22 protein-coding genes and 1 other RNA gene are annotated in these 19,669 nt (G+C 41.2%); 11 read left to right on the forward strand and 12 right to left on the reverse strand.

All coding sequences use genetic code 11. From position 1 onward, the window contains the following. Positions 1-22: 22 nt before the first annotated feature. The 3 genes from M1D94_RS10850 to dhaS all read right to left on the reverse strand — a co-directional run bounded on the left by M1D94_RS10850 (position 23) and on the right by dhaS (position 4,344). Positions 23-868, reverse strand: coding sequence for a superoxide dismutase (locus tag M1D94_RS10850; RefSeq protein ID WP_015251901.1), 846 nt, complete (start codon positions 866-868; stop codon positions 23-25). After that, positions 858-2,756, reverse strand: coding sequence for a sporulenol synthase (sqhC, locus tag M1D94_RS10855; RefSeq protein ID WP_015714096.1), 1,899 nt, complete (start codon positions 2,754-2,756; stop codon positions 858-860). The genes M1D94_RS10850 and sqhC overlap by 11 nt, the downstream gene beginning before the upstream one ends. 100 nt (positions 2,757-2,856) lie before the next feature. Then, complete coding sequence (gene dhaS, locus M1D94_RS10860) at positions 2,857-4,344, reverse strand: aldehyde dehydrogenase DhaS (protein WP_015714095.1); 1,488 nt, start codon at positions 4,342-4,344, stop codon at positions 2,857-2,859. Between the two features lie 229 nt (positions 4,345-4,573). Between dhaS and M1D94_RS10865 the strand changes: the two genes are divergently transcribed. Together M1D94_RS10865 and M1D94_RS10870 are read left to right on the forward strand one after the other, a co-directional pair. Next, positions 4,574-4,777, forward strand: a complete 204-nt coding sequence (locus M1D94_RS10865; protein WP_003231245.1) for a DUF6501 family protein — start codon at positions 4,574-4,576, stop codon at positions 4,775-4,777. Between the two features lie 355 nt (positions 4,778-5,132). Then, positions 5,133-5,477, forward strand: a complete 345-nt coding sequence (locus tag M1D94_RS10870) for a PH domain-containing protein (protein WP_003220141.1) — start codon at positions 5,133-5,135, stop codon at positions 5,475-5,477. 85 nt (positions 5,478-5,562) lie between these two features. On the opposite strand, the gene M1D94_RS10875 is transcribed toward M1D94_RS10870, so the two are convergent. After that, entirely contained in the window at positions 5,563-5,796 is a 234-nt protein-coding gene (locus tag M1D94_RS10875; RefSeq protein WP_003231251.1) for a hypothetical protein, read from the reverse strand. 4 nt (positions 5,797-5,800) lie between these two features. Then, the gene (locus M1D94_RS10880) at positions 5,801-6,064 is read right to left on the reverse strand and encodes a hypothetical protein (RefSeq protein ID WP_004399338.1); all 264 of its coding nucleotides are present in this window, start codon (positions 6,062-6,064) and stop codon (positions 5,801-5,803) included. Positions 6,065-6,130: 66 nt separating this feature from the next. Here M1D94_RS10880 and yocM point away from each other — a divergent pair, with 66 nt between their 5' ends. Next, positions 6,131-6,607, forward strand: coding sequence for a salt stress-responsive protein YocM (yocM, locus tag M1D94_RS10885; protein ID WP_014477071.1), 477 nt, complete (start codon positions 6,131-6,133; stop codon positions 6,605-6,607). On the opposite strand, the gene M1D94_RS10890 is transcribed toward yocM, so the two are convergent. After that, positions 6,594-6,821: a hypothetical protein gene (locus tag M1D94_RS10890; RefSeq protein ID WP_014480021.1), complete on the reverse strand. Its 228-nt coding sequence runs from the start codon at positions 6,819-6,821 to the stop codon at positions 6,594-6,596. The genes yocM and M1D94_RS10890 overlap by 14 nt on opposite strands. 77 nt (positions 6,822-6,898) lie before the next feature. On the opposite strand from M1D94_RS10890, the gene M1D94_RS10895 reads away from it, so the two are divergent. The 6 genes from M1D94_RS10895 to M1D94_RS10920 all read left to right on the forward strand — a co-directional run bounded on the left by M1D94_RS10895 (position 6,899) and on the right by M1D94_RS10920 (position 12,026). After that, on the forward strand, positions 6,899-7,231 hold the full coding sequence (locus M1D94_RS10895; RefSeq protein ID WP_014480020.1) for a hypothetical protein: 333 nt from the start codon (positions 6,899-6,901) through the stop codon (positions 7,229-7,231). A 74-nt stretch (positions 7,232-7,305) separates the two neighbouring features. Then, entirely contained in the window at positions 7,306-7,797 is a 492-nt protein-coding gene (locus M1D94_RS10900; RefSeq protein ID WP_014477068.1) for a TraR/DksA family transcriptional regulator, read from the forward strand. Between the two features lie 151 nt (positions 7,798-7,948). Continuing rightward, positions 7,949-8,575, forward strand: coding sequence for an FMN-dependent NADH-azoreductase AzoJ (azoJ, locus tag M1D94_RS10905; protein ID WP_003231260.1), 627 nt, complete (start codon positions 7,949-7,951; stop codon positions 8,573-8,575). Between the two features lie 236 nt (positions 8,576-8,811). After that, a non-coding RNA gene (gene ssrS / locus M1D94_RS10910) (6S RNA) lies at positions 8,812-8,998 on the forward strand. 141 nt (positions 8,999-9,139) lie between these two features. Further along, positions 9,140-10,915, forward strand: coding sequence for a DNA helicase RecQ (recQ, locus tag M1D94_RS10915; protein WP_015714092.1), 1,776 nt, complete (start codon positions 9,140-9,142; stop codon positions 10,913-10,915). Between the two features lie 247 nt (positions 10,916-11,162). Then, on the forward strand, positions 11,163-12,026 hold the full coding sequence (locus M1D94_RS10920; RefSeq protein ID WP_014480017.1) for a LysM peptidoglycan-binding and 3D domain-containing protein: 864 nt from the start codon (positions 11,163-11,165) through the stop codon (positions 12,024-12,026). Between the two features lie 607 nt (positions 12,027-12,633). On the opposite strand, the gene desR is transcribed toward M1D94_RS10920, so the two are convergent. From desR to M1D94_RS10945, 5 genes are all read right to left on the reverse strand, one after another. Next, a complete protein-coding gene (gene desR / locus M1D94_RS10925; protein ID WP_004399356.1) occupies positions 12,634-13,233 on the reverse strand; it encodes a two-component system response regulator DesR in 600 nt (199 codons plus the stop codon). 18 nt (positions 13,234-13,251) lie between these two features. Then, positions 13,252-14,364: a two-component sensor histidine kinase DesK gene (gene desK / locus M1D94_RS10930; protein WP_014480016.1), complete on the reverse strand. Its 1,113-nt coding sequence runs from the start codon at positions 14,362-14,364 to the stop codon at positions 13,252-13,254. A 119-nt stretch (positions 14,365-14,483) separates the two neighbouring features. Continuing rightward, positions 14,484-15,542 (reverse strand): fatty acid desaturase DesE, encoded by a 1,059-nt coding sequence (gene desE / locus M1D94_RS10935; RefSeq protein WP_004399588.1) that lies wholly within the window; start codon positions 15,540-15,542, stop codon positions 14,484-14,486. Between the two features lie 162 nt (positions 15,543-15,704). After that, on the reverse strand, positions 15,705-16,682 hold the full coding sequence (locus M1D94_RS10940; protein WP_456270516.1) for a S66 family peptidase: 978 nt from the start codon (positions 16,680-16,682) through the stop codon (positions 15,705-15,707). Between the two features lie 63 nt (positions 16,683-16,745). Further along, positions 16,746-17,243 carry a GNAT family protein gene (locus M1D94_RS10945; protein WP_015714090.1) on the reverse strand — a complete coding sequence of 166 codons (498 nt, stop codon included), beginning with the start codon at positions 17,241-17,243 and terminating at the stop codon, positions 16,746-16,748. A gap of 170 nt (positions 17,244-17,413) precedes the next feature. On the opposite strand from M1D94_RS10945, the gene M1D94_RS10950 reads away from it, so the two are divergent. After that, a complete protein-coding gene (locus M1D94_RS10950) occupies positions 17,414-18,196 on the forward strand; it encodes a VLRF1 family aeRF1-type release factor (protein ID WP_015251912.1) in 783 nt (260 codons plus the stop codon). 136 nt (positions 18,197-18,332) lie between these two features. Then, positions 18,333-18,869, forward strand: a complete 537-nt coding sequence (locus tag M1D94_RS10955; protein WP_003231280.1) for a DUF420 domain-containing protein — start codon at positions 18,333-18,335, stop codon at positions 18,867-18,869. An 89-nt stretch (positions 18,870-18,958) separates the two neighbouring features. Here the strand turns inward: M1D94_RS10955 and M1D94_RS10960 are convergent, their stop codons facing one another. After that, complete coding sequence (locus M1D94_RS10960; protein ID WP_014480011.1) at positions 18,959-19,636, reverse strand: lysozyme family protein; 678 nt, start codon at positions 19,634-19,636, stop codon at positions 18,959-18,961. Positions 19,637-19,669 lie beyond the last annotated feature (33 nt).

Raw genomic sequence — 19,669 nt, forward strand, 5'->3', positions numbered from 1 at the left:
CCCCGAGGAAAGGGGGCTTTTTTTAATAGAGCTTCCAAACGACTTCTTTTGCCTGCTCAAAACGTTTTTCAGCCTCGCGCCAATCCACGACATTCCACCAGTGATCGACATAGCTGGCCCGGTCATTTTTGTATTGCAAATAGTAGGCATGCTCCCATACGTCAAGCGGTAAAAGGGGGATCACATCCCATTGGCTAAAGAGCTGGTGTTTTTCTGCCGTTAAAATCTCCAGCCGTCCTGATCGAGGTGCCCAGACCAGAATGGCCCAGCCGACGCCTTCCACTTTTTTAGCGGCCTGGGTAAAATGTTCTTTAAAAGCGGAATAGCTTCCAAATGAAAGGTCTATCATTTGGAATAATGCCCCTGTAGGACGCCGTTTTCCGTTTGGATGCATAGAAAACCAAAAAATACTGTGCAAATAATGGCCTGCTCCATGGAACGCAAGCTCTCTTTCCCAATGAGTGATTAAGTCATAATTCTTTGTTGCTCTCGCTTTTTTAAGCTCTGATTCTGCTTTGTTCAGGCCATCGACATAGCTTTGATGATGTTTTGTATGATGAAGGACCATAATATCGCGTGAAATATAAGGTTCTAAGGCGGAGTATTTGTAAGGAAGCTTTGGCAGCACGTGTTTCCCTATAGGGACATATGCGCGTCTTTCACTTGTATCATCTGATTCTGTAATATCCCGGTAAAGGGCAGCGGCCTGTTTATACCAATCTTCTTCTGTTGTTTGGTCATCTTCCAGAGCCTCAATCATCTTGTCGATTTGATCTTCAAACTGGTCAAGCTGTCCTCGCTTTTGAATCTGATCTTTCAGGGCTTCACACCAATTGAACATCTCCGTTTGATAAGATTCACGTTTCATTTGCTGTCTCCTTTTCAATAGAATCTAAATATTTCCCGACAGCCAGCAAAGAGAATACATATGGATAACTGTGATAGCGAATATAAAATTGCTTCGGCAATCCGATCCCTGCTGGATACGCGAGGCTATCGGCGCTATGCGAACTGCTGTCGGTAAGGTATTGCATGCCTTTCACAACTGACGGATGTTCGGAATTTTCATATGTGAGCAAAGCGTCTAAAGCCCAGGCCGTTTGTACAATGGTTCCTCTATGAAGCGGTACATATGTTTTGATTTCGGCGCTTTTGCAGGATTCTCCCCAGCTTCCGTCATCATTTTGTATGGATTTGAGCCAACGCAGAGCCTTTTGTATACCGGGATGCTTTCGGTCAACCCCGCATGCATGCATACCAGTAAGAGCAGCCCAAGTGCCGTAAATGTAGCAAACACCCCATCTGCCGTACCAAGACCCATTTTGTTCCTGATGTTCGAAAAGCCACTTCACTGCGCGTTGAATATGTTGATGTTTTTCTGTGAAGCCAACTTTCTCGCCTAAAAAGTGCAGTACACGTCCGGTGAGGTCGGCGGTTGAAGGGTCAACTGCAGCGTCCTCGGCGGATTCAAGCGGCAGAAGGCGGATCAGTGGGTGGTTCACGTTTTTTTCGAAAGCAGAAAATCCGCCGTCATTGTTTTGCATCGATAAAAGCCAAGATACCCCTCGCTCCCATGCTGCAGGAGAATGATTGCGGGGAATCGCTTTTAAAACGGCTGCAGTGTCGTCACAGTCAGGGTTATTTGTATTAATGTTTGAAAACCCCCAGCCGCCAGGAACTGAATTTGGATTTTTGACAGACCAATCTGCTATTTTGGTATGCTGGCGTTCTAGCAAAAAGTCGGCTGCTTTTGTAACAGAGCCATCCGTTTCGGTCACACCATTTTTTTGAAGGGCATAGCTGATTAGAGCTGTATCCCAAACAGTTGATGTAGAGTTTTCCAGATAAGGAATCCCGTTGCATTTAGTCACCAGTGATTTAATGCCGGTAATCGCCCTCCTGATAACAGGGGAATAGCGTGACACACCAAGTGACAGAAGGCTGTAAACCATAAATATGGTTGCGCTCGCATAGCTGTATAATGTTCCATCTTTTTCAATCCGGTCCAGCATATACGTTTTAGCTGTCTGTAGGCCCAGCTGCTGAAAAGCAAATGGTGCATGAAAAACGCGTTTCCAATGTGACAAAATAGACGTGAGATCTCTTTCTTCGAAAGCATCAGACCGAAGCCAAGTGAAAGGATTTTTTGTCATGTGCGGATCGAGATGGTGAAGAGATGAAATATTGCGGTTAATAAGGACGAATCGCTGATTGAGTGTTACAGCCATAGGAGCAAAATGAATACGGGCATATGAGCTGAACTGATAGAAATGAATCGGCAATGTTGGGGGGAGCGCCATGAGTGATAATGGTAAATACAAAGCAGGCCAAGGATAAAGCCCGTTCGCGGCAAGCATCCATTTTGTCATAAAATGAACATGTCTCAAACCGCCATGTGAGATGATAAATTGTTCAGCTTTCTTCATGTGCGGCTCAGATCTGTGAAAACATCCTGAAGCCAGCATCCCGACATATCCTTGGACGGTAGCCGTTAGATTTCCGCGCGTTTCATCGGGATAGTTGATAAATGTGCCGTCTGGCTGCTGTTTTGCATGAATGCCGGCTGCAAGGGATGATATCAGTTCTTTTTCATTTTCGCCTTCATCTAGTGAGGTAAGGAGCAAAATAAAAAAGGAATTTGTCAAGATTGGTCCTTCAAAGCAAAATGTCCATGAACCATCAGCATTTTGCCTGTCTCTTAACTCGGTAATGGTTTTCTTTTGAAAACGCCTCACTTTCTCCTGAAGTGTGCCCATCACGCTCAACTCCTTCAGAAGCATATATATTCAGCGTCTTTTACTGCCATTACAGAAAGAAAAAAACTGCTGGCATGCAGCAGTTTTTTAAACATACATGTTAGTCTTCAAGGTTTATCCATACACTTTTGACTTCTGTGTAATTATCCAAGGCATATGATCCCATTTCTCGTCCGAGTCCTGACTGTTTATAACCGCCAAATGGAGACGCCGCGTCAAACACATTATAGCAGTTCACCCAAACGGTTCCGGCTTGAAGTCGGTCCGCGATATAGTGAGCCTGCTTGACGTTCTCTGTCCATAGTCCGGCCGCAAGCCCATATTCTGAATGGTTTGCCCGTTCAATAACTTCATCGACAGTTTCGTACGGAATTGCAGTCAGCACAGGTCCGAAAATTTCTTCTTTTGCGATGGTCATTTCGTCTTCAACATTCGCAAACACAGTCGGTGCGACAAAATATCCTGCTTCAAAAGGACAGCTTCCGCCGGTCACTGCTTTTGCTCCTTCATCTTTTCCTTTTTGAATATAGGAAAGAACGCGCTCATGCTGTTCCTTGCTTACGAGAGGCCCGATTTGAGTATCTTTATGAAGTCCCGCTCCTTGGCGGAGTGACTCAGCATAGGACGCCATTTCATCAACAACTTCATCATATTGGTCTTTATGAATGAAGACACGTGAGCCCGCACAGCAGACTTGGCCCTGGTTAAACATCACACCGTTTAAAGCGCCCGGGATGGCTTTTTTCAAATTCGCATCCGGCAGAAGAATATTAGGTGATTTTCCGCCCAGCTCCAATGTAACACGCTTAATGCTTTTCGCTGCGGTGGACATGATTTTCTTTCCGATTTCAGTGGAACCGGTAAAGGCAATTTTATCAACCGCTTCGTGGTTCGTCAGCGCTTCTCCCGCATCTTCACCGAATCCCGGGATGATGTTGATTACACCGGCAGGGAAACCGGCTTGGTCAATTAATTCTGCCAAATAAAGAGCTGAAAGCGGTGTTTGTTCAGCCGGTTTGAGGACGATTGTACAGCCTGTTGCAAGTGCCGCGCCCATTTTCCACATCGCCATCAGGAGCGGGAAATTCCATGGAATGATCTGGCCGACGACACCGACAGGCTCATGACGCGTATAATTAAAATAAGCGCCGGAAACCGGAATCGTCTGTCCTGTTATTTTTGTACACCAGCCGGCGTAATAGCGCATATGCTCAATAGCCAGCGGAATATCTCCATTAGTCGTTTCATTGATCGGTTTCCCATTATCAAGTGTTTCAAGCTGAGCAAGCTCAGTTTTATGCTCTTCCATTAAGTCCGCCAGCTTATACATCAGTCTGCTTCTCGAAGCTGGAGACATTGTTCTCCATTCACCTTGGTCAAAGGCTTTCCGGGCAGCTTTAACCGCTTTGTCCACATCCGCAGCCTGGGCTTCATACAGCGTCATCAAGGTTTCGCCGGTCGCCGGGTTTGGAGTGTCAAAGGTTGCCCCTGAGGCACTCGGAACAAACTTTCCGTCAATATAAAGCTTCTTTGTTCCCTGTAAAAATGTCTCCAGCCTTTTCGTCACTTGCATCGTTAAAGAACTCATCCGTAACAAACCTCCAGTCATTTTTTATGGTCTGTTCTGAGATTCTTGGTGATAGCACATTGATTCCTGGATTGAATAGCAGAAATAAGCTGTGATAGTTGCTTCAAACGTAAGCGTATACAAACATTCTATAATAGAAATCAAGGCAAAATCAATGAATAACCGATATTGCAATTTACAAAAGAAAAAAGCTACAATAAGCTTATAGATAAGAAAAGGAGATTTCATCATGATTCATAAAAATTGGCTTGAAAAAGAAACAATTAAAAAAGTAAAGTGTGTGCAGACAAACGCAAAAAAATATATCGTAAACCGCGTTTTAACGCCGGGAAAAGAATATGAAGTAAAAAATGAAACAGAGGAGTTTCTCTTTGTGGTCGACAATACGAATAAAGTCGGCGGCTATTATAAAGAATACTTCGAAGAGATGTAATGCTTCCTTGAATAATCAGGAATATTTTGTTAAAAGTGGTCAATCCACAAAACCGCAGCTCAGCTGCGGTTTTTTTGTGGTTAAAACAGGAAATATAAAACAAGAATAAAAAATCATTAAAAACCACTTTTTTATAAAAACATTGCTGAATATTGAAACTTTTTTCTCTATATGTGCGTATTACTTGATGACAACAGCTTAAAAGCCAAAAAACAAATCAAAAATTTGAAAAATGTAATCTGTTCGTAATGGTTTAAATGTCTTCTATGTCGTATTCTTATATAGGGATAAAGGACTTATTTTTATGTAGTGAATGATAAAACAAATAGATAAATGCAGAAAGAGGGGTTCTTCATTGGGTATTTTTTCTGTTAGCAGATCAACGGACGCAAAGAAGCTTGAGGCTTTGCTCGTTGAAGGGGAAAGAATAGAATCGATTTATAAGCTCCGAGTGGACCAAATTTGCTTTACAAATAAGCGGATCATTTTCTTTGACAATAAAATGTTTTCTAAAAAGAAGGTTCGTGTATTTCTTCCATATAAAACAATTGAAAGCTTTGCCATCCAAGAAGCGGGAATGTTTGATCCGGACACTGGGCTTTTATTGATGACAAGAAGCAAAACGTTCGAATTAGAATTTGCGAAAGACACCGATTTAAGCGAGGTTCAGGCGGTGCTGACAAAGCATTTGTGCAGCTGAATATTTGATGAGCCAGCCGTTCAAAAAATGGTTAGGCTTTTTTTATATATATAAACAAGAACAGGGCATGTGCGCCCTGTTCTTATTACACCACACTGTTTTTCGCTGAGTTCGAATCAACAAGATCTGCATCTAACACATTTGAAATCGGTACGACAAGAGGAGTAAAGTCGCCATTTTCTTCTCCAAACCCTTGATTTATTTTAGCTGATAAAAAGTAATCGACCTGCTGATACGGACCGAGTGTTAAAGAGGAACCACGGTCCATCGTATTGATTTTAAATCCGCCGACATTCACGACGGAGGGAGAAAAGAACATCTCATCACTTCCTTTTGATTGAGGAGTTAACCGCTTCACTTTCAAAAGAGGCCGGAGAATCAATTTGGTCTCTGTCATCCACATGGCTTCTCGTGCCCATAAATCCGCTCGCATCTCCAAAATTCTGTCCGTAGCCTTGATTTTTTTTATCAGAATTTTGCCATTCTGCCAATAAATTTTGTCCTACGTTAACCGCTGAAGCATTTTCAAAGGAATTAATTTTCAGCATGAAAATATTAATATTGATATACGGAGTTGGTTGAACCACAGGCAAACCTCCTTTCTATAGTTGTATGCTGGCGGTTATAAAGTATGTTAAGACAGGGGGCTTCAAATGGATTTCGAAAAGATGAAGCAGTGGATGGAATTCGCACAGCAGATGTACGGCGGTGACTTTTGGAAACAGGTATTTGATGAAGACCAAAAAACCCCTTTTATGACAAATGGCCAATCTCCGTTTCCGTTTGCGCAGCAAGATCAGCGAGGGAAAGGAGATGCTTCATTTCCGAGCATGGATATTGTAGATACCGTTACGGAAGTACAATTTTTAATTTATCTTCCAGGCTACCGTAAACAAGACGTTCACATATTATCGTACGGAGATTATTTAGTGGTGAAGGGGCAGCGCTTTTCCTATTTTAATGAACAGGACTTTCGCCAAAAAGAAGGGAGATACGGAAGTTTTGAAAAGAAAATTCCGCTTTCCGATCATCTTCATGGAAAGATGAATGCCATTTTTAAAGACGGAATCCTATACATCACTATTCAAAAAGACGAAGGTCAAGCGAAAACCATTGTTATTGATGATTGATTTTCATACTGAGTGCATCTGCCCCATCACGGTCATCAATTGATTCAATCGGAATGACCATGACAATAACATCTGCATTTTGTTCCCCAAAACCGTTATTTCTTTTGATAGCAGAGCGCCTGTTCCTTAACTCCGCAGAACCAAAGGTAAGGGATGAGCCGGTGCCTATCGAGTTAGTCTTGAGATGAGAAATATTGATGTTAGTCGGAAGCATGAAAACCTCTCCTTTCTATGGGATATACCTCATTATATATGTAGACGAAAGAGGAGTATGCAAAGGGTCGTGATGTCATGAAAAAAATGTTCCGGTCGCTGATCAGGCATTGCTTGAAACCAGAACTTGACAAACTGCGTGAATGTGAAGAAAGACTCTCAGTGATTGAGAAACAAAAACAAAGCAGCAAACAGGAGTCTGAAGAAACCTATATACATATTGAAACGCTGAATGTCGAAAAAATTGACTATCATCTTGAATTCGGCGAGCTGACCATTGATGAACTGAGCGGCAGATTAAATATAGGCGCAACCTACTATATACCGCCAGAAGAGAAGGACAAAAAGTGCCAACGAAAACCCGAAGCACCATCGACGCCAGCGGTCACGATCCGTTCAAAAAGGCAGTAGCTCATCTTTCCATTGATGTTCCCATGTTTGACAGAAGGCAAAACGGGAAACAGGATAGAAAGGAGAGGATATACATGGCACTGACAAAAGAACAAACACAGCATCTCTATCATAAATTGCTCGATATGCAAAAAGAATTGTCTGGCGAGAAAAAGGAAACAGAATCAATGACGGAAGAAGTGGGGGAGCTTTCCAATGGGGTTGACAACCATATGGCAGACCACGGGACGCTCGTCACAGATCGGATGACAGACCAAACAGTGAGAGAGATTGACCGGGAGCTGTTAGAGGAGGTCAACCGTGCATTACAAAAGATGAAAGACGGAACTTACGGCGTGTGTGAAAAAACCGGCCAAGAGATTCCTTACGAAAGACTTGAAGCTGTTCCTTATGCAAGAATGACAGTTGAGGCCCAAGCTGATGTGGAGGATGATCTGGAGACAGATGCTCCTTCTTATGAAAGAGAGTTTCATGAACAGGTAAAAGACTTATCCAACAAAGAAACAATTGATCAAAAAAGCTCGCAGACGTATGAAATCTTGGATCGTGAACAAGATTCGAAGTGAAAATGCCATGCAAGTACACCGATATTAGATGTACTTGCTTTTTTTTTGAAAAAAAATCTCATATTCAAAATAAAGTGATTGACTTTGCGTAAAAAAGAAAGTAACATACTATTTGTAAGTAAATATAAAAAGTTTACCGGGAGGAATACAGATGTCTACAGTTTTATTTGTAAAATCAAGCGACCGTACAGCTGAAGAAGGCGTTTCAACTAAACTTTACGAAGCTTTCTTAGCTGCTTATAAAGAAAACAACCCTAATGATGAAGTGGTTGAATTAGATCTTCATAAGGAAAACCTTCCTTACCTTGGCAGAGATATGATTAACGGAACATTTAAAGCAGGTCAAGGAATGGAAATGACAGAAGATGAGAAAAAACAAGCAGCAATTGCTGACAAATATCTGAACCAGTTTGTAAAAGCTGACAAAGTTGTTTTCGCATTCCCGCTTTGGAACTTCACAGTGCCAGCAGTGCTTCATACTTATGTTGATTATCTGTCTCGCGCAGGCGTTACATTCAAATACACACAAGAAGGACCAGTCGGTTTAATGGGCGGCAAAAAAGTTGCGCTTCTTAACGCTCGCGGCGGTGTCTACTCAGAAGGACCAATGGCTGCACTTGAAATGTCATTAAACTTCATGAAAACAGTTCTTGGTTTCTGGGGTGTTCAAGACTTGCACACAGTTGTCATCGAAGGACATAACGCAGCACCTGATCAAGCGCAAGAAATCGTTGAAAAAGGTTTACAAGAAGCAAAAGATCTTGCTGCAAAATTCTAATAAAGCCAAGACTCCTATCGTTACAAATAGGAGTCTTTTTGTATATACACATTAATATAGAAGAAAATAATCATTCGCTTTTAGCGAAAAAGGCTGTTTTTTTTATTGTAATATATTTTTTGTTTGTCGAATTGTCAGGTATTTTGGAGAAAAAACAGTTTTATTCACTGGAAAAAGTTTTTCTAAACAATTGTTCTGACCTCTTGATTAAAACCGCCTGATGGTGTACTATATTAAAGAAGCTACTTTGTGCGTATTGTTAATTAAGTTTTAACCTTTAAGCTGTAATAGGGAGTTTTATATCGAAGCCGGAATGTCATGCCTCCATTGCAGAGGACGACAGGAACGTTTCTGCAAACACCCACTTTGAGGAGTGGTGGTTTAAAACTTTCTTACTTGCATACGGCAAGACGTAGCGAAAGCCATTTCCTTTTCGGAAATGGCTTTTTATTTTATCTAAAAAGGTTTGGTATAGTGAATATTCCATTTTTGTGTGAAAGAAATGAAGGCCGCTTTTTTATGATATGATGGGAGAAATTCAAGGAAAAGCGAGGTTTACACGTTATGTTACATAGAGCCCAATCCCTTCTGGCTCATTATTTTGGTTATGAGAAGTTTCGGAGCGGCCAAGATGAAGCGATCCGCTTGGTGACGGAAGCGAGGCAAAATACGGCCTGCATTATGCCGACGGGAGGCGGCAAATCGATTTGCTATCAAATTCCGGCATTAATGTTTGAAGGGACGACGATCGTCATATCACCGTTGATTTCCTTGATGAAGGATCAAGTTGATGCGTTAGAAGAAGCGGGGATTAACGCCGCCTACATTAACAGCACACAATCCAATCAGGAAATATATGAGAGGCTGAACGGACTCAAAGAAGGGGCTTATAAACTTTTTTACATTACACCAGAGCGACTAACGTCCACAGAGTTTATCCGGATTTTGCAGGGCATAGATGTTCCTTTGGTCGCAATAGACGAGGCGCACTGTATTTCTCAATGGGGCCATGATTTCAGGCCAAGCTACAGGAATATTGAAATCTTGTTCCGTGAATTACATGACAAGCCTGTCATCATGGCGTTAACAGCAACAGCCACACCCGAGGTTCATGATGATATTTGCAAACAGCTGCATATTCAAAAAGAAAACACGGTATATACCGGATTTTCCCGAGAGAATTTAACCTTTAAAGTAGTAAAAGGAGAAAATAAAGATCGGTTTATAGACGAATATGTGCAAAACAACAGGCATGAAGCAGGAATTGTCTATACAGCGACCAGAAAAGAAGCTGATCGGATATATGAGAGATTGAAACGAAATCAGGTCAGGGCAGGCCGGTATCATGGAGGTTTGGCTGATGATGAGAGAAAAGAGCAGCAGGAAAGGTTTCTTAATGATGAGCTTCAAGTGATGGTGGCAACCTCTGCTTTTGGAATGGGTATTGATAAATCAAATATTAGATTTGTTCTGCATGCACAAATTCCGAAAGATATGGAAAGCTATTATCAAGAGGCAGGACGAGCTGGACGGGACGGCCTTGCCAGTGAATGTGTTCTCCTGTTTTCACCGCAGGATATTATGGTGCAGCGCTTCTTAATTGAGCAATCAGAACATGAAGAGAAACAAAAGCAGGATTTAAAAAAGCTGAGACAAATGGTCGACTACTGTCATACCGAAGATTGTCTGCAGCGTTTTATCCTTATGTATTTCGGAGAAAAGGAGCCTGATGCGTGCGGACAGTGCGGAAACTGTACCGATACAAGAGCGGCCCATGACGTGACGCGGGAGGCGCAAATGGTCTTATCTTGTATCATTCGCATGAAAGAACGGTTTGGCAAGACGATGGTTGCCCAGGTACTTGCCGGCTCCAAAAATAAAAAAGTTCTTGAAAACGGCTTTTCAGACCTTTCAACATACGGGATATTAAAACACCAATCCGTTGGCGAAATCAGCGATTTTATCGAATTTCTTATTTCTGACGACTTCATCAGGATGTCAGACGGAACGTTTCCGACTCTTTTTGTCAGCAGTAAAGGAAGGAATGTGCTGAAAGGAGAATTATCAGTAGCGAGAAAAGAATCGTTAAAAGCGGCAGCGATTACTGAAAATGACGAGCTATTTGAACGATTGCGCATGGTTCGGAAAGAAATTGCGGCTGAGCAGGGTGTTCCGCCATTTGTTGTTTTCTCTGACCAAACGTTAAAAGAAATGTCAGGAAAACAGCCCGTAAATGATGATGAACTTTTGTCTATAAAAGGAGTCGGAGAACAAAAAAGAGCAAAATACGGCCGGCTTTTTTTACAAGAAATACAAGCTTATGCAAGGATGACAGACTAAAAAAACAGAAAAACAATCTTTTTTTCTATAAAAAACACATTTTATTTTCTCTGTTTCGCCTCAAAATAAAAAGACCTGCGAAGCCTATTATATCAAGGGTTCAGCAAGTCTTTCCATCAGAGAGAAATCCTTCATGTAAAGGAACTGTAATCTAAATCATATCTTTTTGTTATTGATTTGACATTTACGTGTGTTACGATATCACCTGTTAGCCGCCAATAAAAAGCTAACAAGGGAGGATTTACTTATGAAGAAGACGATTATGTCCTTTGTGGCAGTTGCTGCACTTTCAACAACTGCATTCGGAGCTCACGCTTCTGCAAAAGAAATTACGGTGCAAAAGGGTGATACGCTCTGGGGAATCTCTCAGAAAAATGGAGTGAACCTAAAGGACTTAAAAGAATGGAACAAGTTAACTTCTGATAAAATCATTGCAGGAGAAAAACTGACCATTTCTTCAGAAGAAACAACCACGACTGGGCAATATACAATTAAAGCGGGAGATACGCTTTCTAAGATTGCTCAAAAATTCGGCACGACAGTCAACAACCTGAAAGTTTGGAATAACTTAAGCTCTGACATGATCTATGCTGGATCAACTCTTTCAGTAAAAGGTCAGGCAACAGCAGCAAACACAGCTACTGAGAATGCGCAAACAAACGCACCTCAAGCTGCGCCAAAACAAGAGGCTGTGCAAAAAGAGCAACCTAAACAAGAAGCTGTACAACAGCAACCTAAACAAGAAACAAAAGCTGAGGCAGAAACTTCTGTTAACACAGAAGAGAAGGCTGTTCAATCAAATACAAATAATCAAGAAGCTTCAAAAGAACTAACAGTTACTGCTACTGCTTACACTGCTAACGACGGCGGCATTTCCGGCGTTACAGCTACAGGCATTGACTTAAATAAGAACCCGAACGCGAAAGTTATTGCGGTTGATCCTAATGTGATTCCGCTAGGTTCTAAAGTTTATGTTGAAGGCTACGGGGAAGCAACAGCAGGAGACACTGGCGGCGCTATTAAAGGAAATAAAATCGACGTATTTGTACCAAGTAAAAGTGATGCATCTAATTGGGGCGTCAAAACTGTAAATGTTAAAATCTTAAACTAATAATATAGATTGTGGTAAAAGACATGAGCTTTTGGCTTGTGTCTTTTTTTCGTTCTGCTTAGAGCTGTTTATATCATATGCTGATAAAAGAAAGTGGTCCCGTTTTTCTCTTTATGTGCGATTCAGGGGCTCTCGGGTTAAAAGATTGATTCCACATTACAGAGACATTCGGCATCATGACATTTATAGCTGGTTGTTACTATCTTTGATCAGCGAAACGAGCTGGTGTTGTATCTTTTTTGGCAGATAATAAGCAGTTGGATGTAGCAGATGCCATTGACGGATTCGGATTGATTTCAGACGGTTCTTTATTGTGTTATTAGGCTCTTGCAGTTGGGCATGGCAGCTTCGGGAGCGAAGTGGCACAACTTTGTCATACTGAAAATACAATATAATCAATATCAGAAATTCTGCTGATGTGCAATGGCCGACCATTTTAACAGGGATATCATTCAATCCAGTCTTTTATTGGGCTGTTAACCAAGCAATCGTTCAGCGGGCATAGGAGCGAGGATATGGATCAGTTTAATTCTTCTGGTTGCGGCGAGGTTCTCAAACGGGAATTTCAGGTTAAAAAAAGGATCCTGGCAGATGCCAAGATCCTTTTTTATTTAAACCAGCCTTTTTCCTTTGACCGGGTAATGGCTTCAATTCGATTTTTCACTTCAAGCTTTTCTAGAATCATTGAGATATAATTCCGCACCGTCCCGCTTTTGATGCTGAGTTCCTGAGCGATTTCTTTTGTGTTTTTACCGTCAGCCACAAGTTCAAGCACTTCTTTTTCTCTATCTGTAAGAGGGTTAGCTTCGCTGTATAAGTCCTCCATCAGCTCAGGTGCATAGATTCGTTTTCCGTTCATGACGCTACGGATGGCGTTGGCCAGCTCTTCACTCGGACTGTCTTTTAACAAATAGCCTTTAACACCAGCTTTAATAGCTCTCTGAAAGTAACCGGGTCTGGCGAAGGTGGTTAAGATGATAATTTTGCAGCCTGTATCTTTTAGCTCCTCAGCAGCTTCAAGCCCTGTTTTTCCGGGCATTTCAATGTCCATAATACATACATCAGGCTGGCGTTTTTTGACAAAATCAACAGCATCTTGGCCGGTTGTACCTTTGCCTACGACTTCCATATCGTCTTCGAGGTTTAGAAGTGATCCTAAAGCGCCCAGCAGCATTTGCTGATCTTCTGCAATAAATATACTAATCATATAAGCCATCCTTTATGTTTATTTTGAATTATTAGGAATTGCCATGGTAAGCTTGGTTCCGTTTTCGGTATTGATGTGAAGGCTTCCATTTGCAAACTCAAGCCGTTCTCTCATCCCGAGTAAGCCATGTCCTTTTGAAAAGGAATTTTCTTCTCCTTTGAATGTTCCATCGTCAGACACTGTTATCACAACTTCCTTCCAGAGCTGCTGAATGTCAACTCGGCAAGTTTTAGCCTGGCTGTGTTTGACGACATTTGTGACAGCTTCCTTTAAGCACATACTCAAAATGTTTTCATTCAGCAATGAGATATTTTCGGGCCATTTCTCTTCTTCATAGATAAACATAATGTCAGCTGCTTCGAGAATTTGTTTGATGTTGATCAATTCATCCTTGAGCCGTATGCCCTTCATAGAGGAAACGATTTTTCTTACTTCATTTAAAGAAGTTCGCGCTGTTTGCTGAACACTTTTCAGTTCACGAGCTGCTTGTTCGGGATCTTTGTATATCAATTTTCTTGCTAAGTCGCTTTTTAAACCGATAAGAGAAAGCTTTTGCCCAAGCGTATCATGGAGATCGCGGGCAATTCGCTGACGTTCTTCTAATTTTACCAGTTCTGCAATCCGTTCATTTGCATCCTCGAGCTTTTCTTCAAGCCGTTCGCGCTCCTTGCGGCTTCTTATACTAAAGGGCAATAAAATTGCGCTGATGAGGGTAATGACGACAAAAGGAATTTGTGTCAGAAAGAATTCCTTTTTTAATACGAGACTGAAATTGGCTGCGACGGCTGCGCTTATTAAATGGACATAATATAAAATATGAAAAGGGACGCGTTCCTTAATGTTTCCAATAAAATACGCGATAAAAAAAGCAAAATAAATATAACTGAACAGGGTAATGGAGGCGGTTGAAATGCCAATTAATAAAAATCCCCACAAATAAATGGTCCAGCCTTTTGAGACAAAAGCAAATCGATATACCGAAAAAAATAAAAGCGTCAAAATGATGCCGACAATAATAACAAATGTAGATGATGATTTCCATATAAAGTAGAAGGGGAGGATGAAAAATATCGTCCATATATAGGGCGTAATCCCGTTTAGTTTTTGAAATGTAAAATGATTTTTAATCATGATCTTACCTCATTTTCAGCTTTTCATCTTACTTGTAACTTTATCATTGTGAAAGCCAGAATGCACCCTCCAACAATAAAAAGGAAGCCTTCTAGTATATTAGAAGACCTCCTTTATCATCAGGCATTCTTCCGCAGCTTCTGTTTTTCTGGTGAATCAGGCGGAAGGCTTACAGGTATATGTTTTATAGCCCGAAATGACACAAACTGTTTGTTATCTTCATCCCAAAGACGGAACGCGAGTGATTGCAGGCTTGTTTTTAAGGTGATTGTCGGTACGTTTTTTAATGGTTCGTGATGTTCATGAGCAACTTCAAGCTTATAGTTAGGCACCTTTGGACTCAAATGATGAACGTGGTGGTAACCAATATTGCCTGTTAGCCATTGAAGCAGTTTCGGGAGTTTATAAAATGAACTGCCTTCAACAGCAGCCTGAACGTAGCTCCAGTTTTCATCCGCTTCAAAATAAGAATCTTCAAAGGTATGCTGCACATAAAACAGCCAAACACCGATTGAACCTGAAATCAGAAATATCGGGCCTTGCACCAGTAAAAACGATTGCCAGCCAAAGATCAGACAGCAAGCGGCAGCCAACGCGACAATTGCCAGATTCGTAAGGTATGTGTTTACACGTTCCTTGCGTCTTGCGCCTTTTTTGTTAAAACGGTTCGTGATCAGAAAAACATAAATCGGTCCGAGAATAAACATGATAAACGGGTTTCTATAAAGTCTGTATGCAAGCTTTGTTCGTCTGGATGCAGCTTTATATTCGTTTACTGTTAACATCCAGATGTCTCCTGTTCCGCGTTTATCCAGATTGCTGCTAGTCGCATGATGAATCGAATGGCTGTGCTGCCATTGAAGATACGGGAATAAAGTCAGGACACCTGTCAGAAAACCGAGAATGTGGTTATAGCGTTTTTGTTTGAAAAAAGATTGATGGCAGCAGTCATGGAAGATGATAAAAATTCTTGTCAGAAAACCTGCGGCAATCACCGTTAATGCTAACGTAAGAAGATAGGAGACATCGAGGCTGAGATAAGCAAGAAACCATAGGCCGAAGAATGGGATAAACGTGTTTAAAAGCTGAATCAGGCTGTTTTTTGTTTCAGGCTGAGCAAATGCAGCGACTTGCTTTGTCAGCTGTTTTTGTTTATGTGCAATGGTTTGTTCAGTCATAGTAAGTATCCTCTCATTGTGTGTCTCGGTTCAGTATACGCTAATGAGAGAAGTCTTTTGTAGTAGCACACATCATGCCTCCTATATGACATTTGTCATGTCTCGTGCGGCATGCATAACCGATTGCGCTAAAAAAGCTTGTAAAAAAAATTTACAAGCTGATTAATGTTTATCAATCCATATGCGTGATGTACCCGAAATAGCTTCAATCCTGCATGTTCCTCCTATAGGGAACGTGGCAATTGGCGAGGTATGTCCGGCATTTATATTTGCGATGATCGGGATGCTGGATAATTCTTTTTTTGTTTCGATCATGGCTTTTACAAGATCCATTGATACGTTTGATGCTTTCTGAAATCTGCCGATCAAAATCGCCTTTACATGTGAAAAAGCGGGGAGGTGGATGAGTGATTGCAGATCGCGGTCAAACATATGGATGTCTGACATATAATCATCTTCAATCAATAAAATAGTATGTTCTGTTTCAGGAAAATACTCCGTACCCTGCAGCAAATTAAGCGTGCATAAGTTTCCGCCAATTAAAGTGCCTTCCGCATAACCTTCTTGGATTACAACAGGGCCGTTATTAGGATAAAAACGCCTGTTTTCTTGATCCAAAAACCAGCGATCATCGCTCCACTCACTTGAAGGAAGAATTTCAAACGGGTCGTCCGAAGCGCAGCAAGAAAGAAAATACTCTTGTGTATAATCAAGCCCTTTTTTCATTGCAAATGTTGAGAAGTGGGGACCTGAATACGTAACAAGACCCGTTTTTTGATAAATAGCGTTGCAAAGAGCGGTTATATCGGAATAGCCGCACAGAATTTTTGGATGTCGTTTGATTTGCTCGTAATCAAGATAACGCAGCAACTGATTTGAATTAAACCCTCCGAGTGTCGTTAAAATCGCTTTGACGCCTGGATCAAAAAAGGCAGCGTGCAGATCATGGACTCTTGACTCGATAGAGGATGAATCAAATTCGTTACATTCATTTGCGTGTTCAGCGATGGTTACCCGATAACCTAAGCGTTCTAACGCCGTTTTTGCTTGGATTTTTGCTTCATTTGTTAATATAGACATGCTGGTCGCGGGAGACACGATCCGGATTTCGTCTCCCTTTTTCAGTTTTGAGGCGTGCATAGAACCCTCCATCAATGGTTTTATACCATTACAGCATATCTTGGCTCTTTCTTCCAGACTTTTTTACAAATCAACCCACTTAATGCTGCCAGATTGGGTATCATGATCGATACATACTTTGAAGTGATGTTTTTCATAAAAGTGAATCAGCCGGTCTACATGATTCCAATCCCGTTTGGCGATGTCTCCGGTGACTTTCGGTATATTGTGGTCTCTTGCAATATCTTTTAAATATTTCATGCAAATGGAGCCAAACCCGTGATTCGGAGGGCCTTTGATGTCCCCTATATGAATGGCATCGTCCTTGTAAGACGCTACAAGTGAAAAACAGCCTTTTCCTCGGTATGCCGTTTTACAATCAGTTAGCATAATTTTGCATGTTTGGCCATCATCAATCGAGGAAACAATCATCCACTCATCATGTTTCGATTGATCAATACCAAGCACTTTGGCATCTTTAGACAAATCCTTCATATTCTCCTGCATGCGATAAATTTGAAATTCTAAATCATTTAGTTCTTCTTCAAGCTCTTGACGATTTTTTTCTTTAATAGTAAACAAGATCAAACTCCTTTCAAAAATCAGCTTAGAAACACAGTTACCAATTGTATTAGAAGAGCGGCGTATTGTAAACAACAATTCCATTATTACTAGAAATTAGCGGAAAGTCAGGTTTGATCGTTTTTAAGAGAGGAAAAAGAAAACTAACCTGTGAAAAAGGAGGAATCGGAATGGCGATTGATTCATTGATTAACAAATTACAGTATGTCCAATTGGAACCGCCGGATAAAATTCTCTCTCTGTATCTCAATACAGACATGAGAGATCCAGAGCAGCAGGGGGGAGAATGGAAGATTGCCCTAAAGTCAGGATTCAGCCGATTAAAAGAGTATTTGGCAGCTAGTGATCCAGAGGAGGAAAAGTGTCTGGATGGAATCAGGGCTAAAATGAATCAATACTTGAATGCAATGGGAAAAGACATGCCCCGCAGTCTCGTGTTTTTTGTTTCCGACAGCGGCATATGGGAACCTATTAAGCTTCAAGTCCCTGTAGATACAAGATTTTACTGGGAAGAAACAGCTGTCCTGGATCAGCTGAAGGGTTTGCGCCAGGCATACCCAAGTACAGCGTTTATTTTAACTCAGCAGCATGAAGTGAAAATTATTGAAACCGTATTAGGAAAAATTGAGGCGGTGGAGCGTTATGAGTATGATATGATCAATGAGTCTTGGAAGAATAGCCATTCCGCTGTAGACAAAGCGCCACCATTTGAAGAGAACCGGATGAGGGAACATGTAACAGAGAACCAATCGAGACTGTATAAGCGGCTGGCTGCCAGCCTTGATCAAAAAGCTGCCGCGAAAAGATGGGAACGAATGGTTATTGCCGGGGATAAAGAAACGGCCGATATCTTGGATCAGCATATGAATAAACCCATTCATTCGAAAATTCAAAAGAACCTGCTGAATGAAAATGAACATAAGGTCATTGAACATTTGATAAAAGAGGCGTAAACCTAACAGGCCGGGGCTAATAGCCTCCGGCCTTTGAAGTGTGTCTAATTTCTGACGAAGCAATCGAAACCGTTGACATCTTCTTTGAATTTGCATACGATTTGGATAGCCAGTACAAATTAGGAGAGGTCACCAAATGAACCAAACAGAAAATAAACCGAAAAATTACACGGGGATTGTCCTTACGCTGACAGTTCTGATTAACGGTTTAATCGCAGTGCTGTTTTTTATGCCTAAATTAGATCAGTTCAGCCATGCGAATATTCACATTTTGCCAATGCTGAATGCGATATTCAACAGCTTTACGTTTATCTTCTTATTGGCCGCGCTGATTATGATTAAACAGAAAAATATCAAAGCTCACAAACGCTTTATTTTGGCCGCATTCACAACAACATTACTATTTTTGATTTGCTATGTGACGTACCACTCGATTGCGGAAAACACGCTCTATGGCGGAGAAGGTATTATGCGCCCGATTTATTTCTTTATTTTAATTACACATATCTGCCTTTCTGCAATTATTGTGCCGCTTGCGCTGTTTACGCTGATCAGAGGCTTCAGCATGCAGGTAGAGCGCCACAAAAAAATTGCGAGATGGACAATGCCTCTATGGCTGTATGTAAGCCTTACAGGCGTTATTGTATATTTGATGATTTCACCGTATTATTAAAAGCCATACTCAGTATGGCTTTTTTTACGTGTAAACATGGCAAAAGCCCAAATTCTTTTTTGGGCTTTTGTCAGTAAATTGATAGACTCTTATTCATGAGCCTTGGATTCCATGGTTTCAAGTGTTGCAACCTGCAAAGATTCTTCAACAGTTTTTGTTTTTTCTTTTACTTTTTCTGCATACGTATAATCACCGTAGCAATACGGATAGCGGAAATTTTTCGCATTTCCCCCGCAAGTATACAGATCAGGATTTTTTTTGACTTGCTGCTCGGAGTATTGTTTTGCCAATTCCTCAGTATGCGTTCCTCCATGTTCAGCTACAAAATCAATGTAACCTGCCCCCATGTTGTAGCTTTGAATAATGGTATCCAAATCCACGCCTTTTTCCTTACCGGTCTTGTACATGAGGGTAAATTGCTTGATGCCTTGTTTAACACTGAGTTGAGGGTCTGTTATCTCATTGCGTTTTAACCCCAGAGATTCAGAGGACTGCATGGGATCATTGCCTTTTCCTTTTGACTCCTGATACATCATGCCTAATATGAGTGATGTATAATTAGAGAGTCCTTGGCTTTCAAGCTCTTCTTCCACCAAGGGTTTGTAATCGGTTAAACGTTCCAAAACAATCGTTTTCGTATCGATCGGAAGTTTTTTGACTAAATCCCGGTTGAAAAAAAGCAGGACCAATAAAAAAGAGGCGATGACAAAGACAAAAATCATCATAAAACCCGCAGCAGCGAAACAGCCTTTTCTCTTTTTCTTCACTGTGTTTCACCCTCAATGTTTGGAGCAGTATGA

The sequence above is a fragment of the Bacillus sp. JZ109 genome, from assembly GCF_053903135.1.

What these genes read in the sequence shown, in the direction of transcription:
- M1D94_RS10850 (WP_015251901.1), bottom strand. Translation starts at nt 868, where the DNA reads ATGAAACGTGAATCTTATCAAACGGAGATGTTCAATTGGTGTGAAGCC.
- sqhC (WP_015714096.1), bottom strand. Translation starts at nt 2,756, where the DNA reads ATGGGCACACTTCAGGAGAAAGTGAGGCGTTTTCAAAAGAAAACCATT.
- dhaS (WP_015714095.1), bottom strand. Translation starts at nt 4,344, where the DNA reads ATGAGTTCTTTAACGATGCAAGTGACGAAAAGGCTGGAGACATTTTTA.
- M1D94_RS10865 (WP_003231245.1), top strand. Translation starts at nt 4,574, where the DNA reads ATGATTCATAAAAATTGGCTTGAAAAAGAAACAATTAAAAAAGTAAAG.
- M1D94_RS10875 (WP_003231251.1), bottom strand. Translation starts at nt 5,796, where the DNA reads ATGTTCTTTTCTCCCTCCGTCGTGAATGTCGGCGGATTTAAAATCAAT.
- yocM (WP_014477071.1), top strand. Translation starts at nt 6,131, where the DNA reads ATGGATTTCGAAAAGATGAAGCAGTGGATGGAATTCGCACAGCAGATG.
- M1D94_RS10890 (WP_014480021.1), bottom strand. Translation starts at nt 6,821, where the DNA reads ATGCTTCCGACTAACATCAATATTTCTCATCTCAAGACTAACTCGATA.
- M1D94_RS10895 (WP_014480020.1), top strand. Translation starts at nt 6,899, where the DNA reads ATGAAAAAAATGTTCCGGTCGCTGATCAGGCATTGCTTGAAACCAGAA.
- M1D94_RS10900 (WP_014477068.1), top strand. Translation starts at nt 7,306, where the DNA reads ATGGCACTGACAAAAGAACAAACACAGCATCTCTATCATAAATTGCTC.
- azoJ (WP_003231260.1), top strand. Translation starts at nt 7,949, where the DNA reads ATGTCTACAGTTTTATTTGTAAAATCAAGCGACCGTACAGCTGAAGAA.
- recQ (WP_015714092.1), top strand. Translation starts at nt 9,140, where the DNA reads ATGTTACATAGAGCCCAATCCCTTCTGGCTCATTATTTTGGTTATGAG.
- M1D94_RS10920 (WP_014480017.1), top strand. Translation starts at nt 11,163, where the DNA reads ATGAAGAAGACGATTATGTCCTTTGTGGCAGTTGCTGCACTTTCAACA.
- desR (WP_004399356.1), bottom strand. Translation starts at nt 13,233, where the DNA reads ATGATTAGTATATTTATTGCAGAAGATCAGCAAATGCTGCTGGGCGCT.
- desK (WP_014480016.1), bottom strand. Translation starts at nt 14,364, where the DNA reads ATGATTAAAAATCATTTTACATTTCAAAAACTAAACGGGATTACGCCC.
- desE (WP_004399588.1), bottom strand. Translation starts at nt 15,542, where the DNA reads ATGACTGAACAAACCATTGCACATAAACAAAAACAGCTGACAAAGCAA.
- M1D94_RS10940 (WP_456270516.1), bottom strand. Translation starts at nt 16,682, where the DNA reads ATGCACGCCTCAAAACTGAAAAAGGGAGACGAAATCCGGATCGTGTCT.
- M1D94_RS10950 (WP_015251912.1), top strand. Translation starts at nt 17,414, where the DNA reads ATGGCGATTGATTCATTGATTAACAAATTACAGTATGTCCAATTGGAA.
- M1D94_RS10955 (WP_003231280.1), top strand. Translation starts at nt 18,333, where the DNA reads ATGAACCAAACAGAAAATAAACCGAAAAATTACACGGGGATTGTCCTT.